Origin of the sequence: Vibrio sp. OPT46 (assembly GCF_015163535.1) — a bacterium.
Lineage (GTDB): Bacteria > Pseudomonadota > Gammaproteobacteria > Enterobacterales > Vibrionaceae > Vibrio > Vibrio alginolyticus.
The window spans coordinates 1-5,824 of record NZ_JADDYG010000578.1 but is presented as its reverse complement, the minus strand read 5'-3'; the positions used below and the strand labels follow the sequence as shown (position 1 = coordinate 5,824).

Sequence of the window (5,824 nt, the reverse complement as noted above, 5' to 3'; positions counted from 1 at the left end):
GGTTTAGGTAGCGCTTTTTTACGTGCTAGCTTCACCGCGCCATACCAGCTAACAAGCAACATAAGGACACCAACACCAACCATCACGCGGAAACCAAAGAACAAGGGCTTCACTGGCGGGTGGTCAGGTGCAAACTCGTTAAGTCCTTGGATTTCCCCATCTAAGTCATGCGTAAGAATCAAACTCGCCAGCTTTGGGATGCCCACTTCAAAATCATTGCTGCGAGTTTCTTCATTTGGCATCGCAAACAGAAGAAGAGGCGCGCCTTGCTCGGTCTCCCACACGCCTTCCATCGCTGCGATTTTTGCAGGTTGATGTTCAAGCGTGTTTAACCCGTGAAGGTCACCGACAAAGATTTGAATTGGGATGAATCCAGCCGCCGCGAACAGCGCGACTTTTAGGCCAAGTTTGGCTGAGCGGTGATCTGGCTTTTTCATTATTTGATAAGCTGAGATACCCGCAATCAAGAAGCTGGCAGTCAGCGCCGATGCTAATAGCGTGTGCAGAAGACGGTAAGGTAAAGAAGGATTGAAAATAACTTCCTTCCAACTGGTTACATGTACAATTCCGTCAATCACTTCATAGCCACTTGGTGTGTGCATCCAGCTGTTAAGCACTAGAATCCAAAACGCGGACATACTTGTCCCAACAGCAACCAGAACGGTGGCGAGAGTATGAACCCATTCCGGCACTCGTCCTCGTCCAAAAAGCATCACGCCAAGGAAGGTGGCTTCCATAAAGAAGGCGGTCATCACTTCGTATCCGAGCAATGGTCCTGCTACGTTACCGACTCGTTCCATAAAGCCTGGCCAGTTGGTACCAAACTGGAAACTCATCGTAATGCCGGATACTACACCTAAGGCGAAAGTAAGAGCGAATATCTTGACCCAGAAGTAATAAACATCGAGCCATACGGGGGCTTGGGTGCGGTTATATCGCCACTTGAAAAACACCAACATCCATGCCAACGCGATGGTGATGGTCGGGAAGAGAATGTGAAAGCTGATATTGGCCGCGAACTGGATCCGCGACAGCATGAGGGTATCTAACATCTTGGTTCCTCAAAAACGTGCCATACTAAAAATCGTGTCTATCTGTAATTTAGTTACGAAAAGTCGGGCAGTTTGGATTCATGTATCGAGAAATACAGGTGATTCTGTTTTCTTCTAACCATGATTTATATCAACTAAGGGAAAGAAAGGAGTGTAGGAAATTGTCTCAAAATGCCACTAATAGTCGCGAGAAGTGAGTAAAAGAAAGCAAATGTAACTGAAGGAGCATGGATTAAGATTAGTTCGAATTATCCTTATGATGGTTTCGATAATCCTGAAATAAAATTACAAAAACAATATTTTTAGTAAGGAAAATTGCCTTGCCTTCACTTTGAACCTCCATACTATTTATACACTAGTCATGTCGAGATCATCTCAAACACAGCAAACTTACTGGCAGTTAAGGTGGGAAACTTTAGCTAATTGATAAACTTAAAATTGCACTGCTAATGACATATGCATCATAAGTTCGTTAGCACTCGACCAGAAGTGCGATAGGCTACATTTTTATACTAGCGAACGATTTGGCGCTAGGTAATTCGGCTTTCACTAGATCAACAAGTCGACTGCGGACCATTTTCGATTTCTGATGAGTTTCAATCCAAACTGACACTTACTTTTCAGCAAGTGTGCTAGTGTCTTTCTTATTATTTATTAAATAATTAATAGATGCCGATATGGTAAAGAGAGTTGTGGACAGCTATCTCGAGCAGTAGACTGGCGCTAGCCAGAGAGTCTGACTTTGAGGGGGGCATTCTACATGAATTTTGGATTCTGCCACCGCAAAGCTGATATTGAATTTGATGGAGATGGATAATGAATGACAGTTGGGCTAATTTCTTTCCTTACTTTGCTGGAGCTTTTAAGCTTATTGTATTAGGGATAGGAGCCTACTTAGCCATTAAATGGCATTTTGACGAAGAGCGAAGGGTAAGAGAAGCGGAAGGTGTGGTGTTTGATAACCCAAGTCTCATGAAAAAGTTTGCGAAGACGCTAACTCTGCCATTCCTTTTGTGTCTTCTCGTTCTTCTTGTTATATATGCTACCAACTGGTTCCTGTATTGACGGCTTTATTGTTTGTTGTAGTAAAGCTGAATGCTGCCGCCTCTGAGAGTCGAGCCGTAGTTGAAGTTAACGCCTATGCCGAAATTGTCCAACCAATCAAAGGGCTTTGGTGCATAAAATAGCCATCCTATAGAAGCTTCGTAGTAATGCGGACTTCCCAGTTCATCGCTTAAATCATGCGAAAGGTCGACTCTTTTAATCCCGGTAAATAAAGCCTGCTCACCGTGATAAATATTGTAGTAACCGGTGATTTCATTAGATAGGTACCAACCTTTAGGGTTGCCTATATTGCCGTTATTTGCGCTTCCCCAGCTGTGCCCAATGAATGAATTCAATGTCGAACTGGCATGCCATTTCCCCCAAATTGTGGGAGACGTGTATTTGGCTTTAATGGATGGTTGAACTATTGCCGCCCATGCTGAAACGTTAACGGCACGGCCGTCTAGGATTCTTCCAATGATGGATGAAAGTTTATTATCGGTAGAGAATGAGTTTTTATAACGCATAAGGTGAGTCGTCGTTCTGGTGCTAAGGGTGACGTTTTCACTTGCTTTGTATAGATACCCATAACCAATCGATGCACCGTATGTCCTTTCCTTGAGAAGATCCTTACTTGTGCCGAATAGTTTGAGATCATTCTCTGTTTGTATCGTAAATGCCTTAAACGACAGCTCATGTAAGTCCTCGCTGCCCTCTATGTCAAAGTTAGTCGTGTAAGGGAGAACATATACGGATTTGCTTCGACGTTCATTGATTGACTCGTCAGTCCCGAACTCTGGGTTGGCGGTATCAAATAATGCATTCGGATCAAAGTCGCCAATACCAAACGCAATTGCGTCAGTGTCGGACAGCAAAACCGCGATAGAAAAACGTTGTTGGAGAAGGTTGCTAATTTCCTTATCTAGTGGATCCGCTTGAGCTGTGTTAGGAAGAGAGAGTAGGAGAGCGAGCGAAACGACTCGCCACTCCACTGAGGCGAAGTTGGGTTGGAACATTTTGGCTCTTTCAAATGGTTCATGCATGGAGTTTTTGGACGTACCGGTACGCTAACATTAGTTTAATCGTTGAATGGTCGGTGTAACTTTGAGAAATCTATGTTTTCTCATATTGATATGAAAAAGTTCCTTAAACGAGTTTAGCTTCAATGTGTATGCTGCACCAGATTTGTTTAGCAACATCATTCTTTTCTGAAGATGTAGCAAGACTTTGTGACTAGGTTGCATTATTTTCTTTAATGCGTCTCTTGAGAGGAAAATAGCAAACTTTTTTATTGCCTTGGCGCTCAAGAAAATCTGAATCGTTCACTGTGCTACTGGTTAACTTCGAAAACTTGTAAGCATCCTGTCTGCCAACATCACGACTAACATCATCAAGGAGTACCCTTAAATACGTCAGATAAACAATGGTTTTTTTGAGCTTTAGAAGAAATGTTCGGACCTTTGCATATTCCGCGGTGGTGCTCAATCCAAGAACTGTGTTTTGTATGTGTTCTCAGTAAATCATTGAGTCGATCTATTCTTCAAAATGTGGTCCCTTTTAATTCACTTTCTGTTACATATTTTTCGTTTTGAAAGAGCATTTTAATTTGCATCTTTTGAAAAGATCTCTTTGTTAAATTTTGTATAAAATCAACTAATTGTTGAAATTAGAACCCTTGTCAAAAAGTCATTAGATTTCATGTTGAATAGCCTCTTTTACCTAATAGTATACTCTATTTGTTTGATATAATTTCCGGCAGTTTGTATACCATAAATAAAGAGAGTCTATTCATGTTCCAGAACTTAACGATCAAGCAGAAGATAGTGATTCCGCTGTCATTGATTATTGGATTGTTTATTGTGAGCTCTGTATTAAACGTTATGACAAGTTGGAAGCAATCTGAATTGAGTGAGACACTCAACGAACAGATCGTGCCGAACTTATTAACGATTGAGGATGCTTACCGCGATCTTTACCAAGCTACATCTGCAATCCAAGGTGTTGCTCTTTCTGATACTCAAACCGATATTGATCACCACATCGGTGAATACAAAGACAACGCATACAAAGCGCTGCCGCGTATGGAACAAATGATTGAGCTATCGCAAGCCGGTGTGACGCCTTCTACACATGGTAATGAAGTTCGAACGCTTGTCTCTTTGGGTGAAAAATGGTTAGCAAGTTATGAGGCGATGCTACGTTTACCTCAATCTCAATGGCGTGGTTACTACAATGAGCACAAACATACCTTTGAAGACCAATTTATCGAGGTTAGAGCGCAGCTTAACGTTGTAAAAGATGCAATAGAAGAAAAGCAAAGCCAATTGAAGGACGAAATATCAGCGGCTGCAACAAGAGCAGAACTCATTCTTGAAGCGGGCATTGTGATTGTTATTCTGGCCGCTATTGCGATGGCGTTTTTGTTGTTGCAAACGGTTGTGAAGCCTATCAATGATATTAAAAATGCGATGACAGAAATTGCGTCCGGTGAAGGTGATCTAAGTCAGCGAATCGATGTAAAAACACAAGACGAAATTGGCAATTTAGCAGACGCATTTAACCAGTTTGTGTCCAAAATTCAAGTGACAGTCGCTCAGGTAATTGAAAGCTCAAATACCCTACGTAACGAAATGGCAAATCTTAGCTCGTTGACCAAGACCATCGCGAACTCGACCGTTTCTCAGCAAAAAGATAGTGAGGCGGTAGCGGCGGCAGTGCACGAAATGCAAGTCACCAGCAGAAATGTAAGCGATAGCGCTAACGAAGCCGCGGTTGCGAGCCAAACAGCGAATGATGAACTTACCAATACCAATGTTATTTTGGATCAAACGGTTAGCTCAATTCGCAGCCTCGCAAGTGAAATCGAAAGCGCAAGCCACGTCATTAACACATTGGATCATGATGTGAGTAACATTGCGTCCGTACTGGATGTAATTCGTGGTATTGCCGAGCAAACAAACTTATTAGCGCTTAACGCAGCCATTGAAGCGGCTCGCGCTGGAGAGCAAGGGCGAGGCTTTGCTGTGGTAGCGGACGAGGTTCGTTCTTTAGCCAGTCGTACGCAACAGAGTACGGGAGAAATCCAAACCATGATTGAAAAGCTACAATCTGGTGCAGGACAAGCTGTAGAAGTGATGCGCGGTAGCCAAAATAGCAGTGATGAAACGATCAAGTCCGCTGGCCGAGCGAGTGAATCCCTTTCTGAAATCTTGAACGCGATTTCACGTATGAACGAGATGAATACACACATTGCAACGGCTGCGAGCCAGCAAAGTACAGTAAGTGACGAAGTAAATAGCAACGTACAAGGCATTGCAGACAGTAGCACTTCAATTGTGGAAATCGTAAACCAAGCGCAAGCTTCTTTAGCCATGTTGTCAGAGCAAACTCAACGTTTAGATCATCAGGTCAGTCAGTTCAAAGTATAAGCTGAGAACAGCAATCTCACTGACGAAATAACCCGCTTCTTAGCGGGTTATTTTTTAGATAAGTGGCGAACCTGACTTGTGAAATTTCGACTATATTTACATTCCTTTCTCACTTTAGTTCGTATACCAGAGTGGGCAAATAACCCTAGACAGCGGTAACAAACTCTGTACAGCGTGATGATGCTTTTATCATCACTTTTGCTGCTTTTTAACCATTGCAATTGCACACAGGAAAATGTGATTTCCAACCCAAAATCTTCAAATTTGAGAACTTCATAACACCTTTACCATAAACGTTTT

General features: G+C 42.5%; 3 protein-coding genes and 1 pseudogene. 2 read left to right on the top strand and 2 right to left on the bottom strand.

What is annotated here, in order from left to right; genetic code table 11:
- Positions 1 to 980, bottom strand: a pseudogene (locus tag IQR33_RS23120) (cytochrome ubiquinol oxidase subunit I); the annotation flags it as partial.
- A gap of 888 nt (positions 981 to 1,868) precedes the next feature.
- Between IQR33_RS23120 and IQR33_RS23115 the strand changes: the two are divergent.
- Positions 1,869 to 2,117: a hypothetical protein gene (locus IQR33_RS23115; RefSeq protein WP_005378271.1), complete on the top strand. Its 249-nt coding sequence runs from the start codon at positions 1,869 to 1,871 to the stop codon at positions 2,115 to 2,117.
- A 5-nt stretch (positions 2,118 to 2,122) separates the two neighbouring features.
- On the opposite strand, the gene IQR33_RS23110 is transcribed toward IQR33_RS23115, so the two are convergent.
- Complete coding sequence (locus IQR33_RS23110) at positions 2,123 to 3,112, bottom strand: Solitary outer membrane autotransporter beta-barrel domain (protein ID WP_017820055.1); 990 nt, start codon at positions 3,110 to 3,112, stop codon at positions 2,123 to 2,125.
- 774 nt (positions 3,113 to 3,886) lie between these two features.
- Here IQR33_RS23110 and IQR33_RS23105 point away from each other — a divergent pair.
- Positions 3,887 to 5,524, top strand: a complete 1,638-nt coding sequence (locus tag IQR33_RS23105; RefSeq protein WP_005378266.1) for a methyl-accepting chemotaxis protein — start codon at positions 3,887 to 3,889, stop codon at positions 5,522 to 5,524.
- Positions 5,525 to 5,824: the final 300 nt, after the last annotated feature.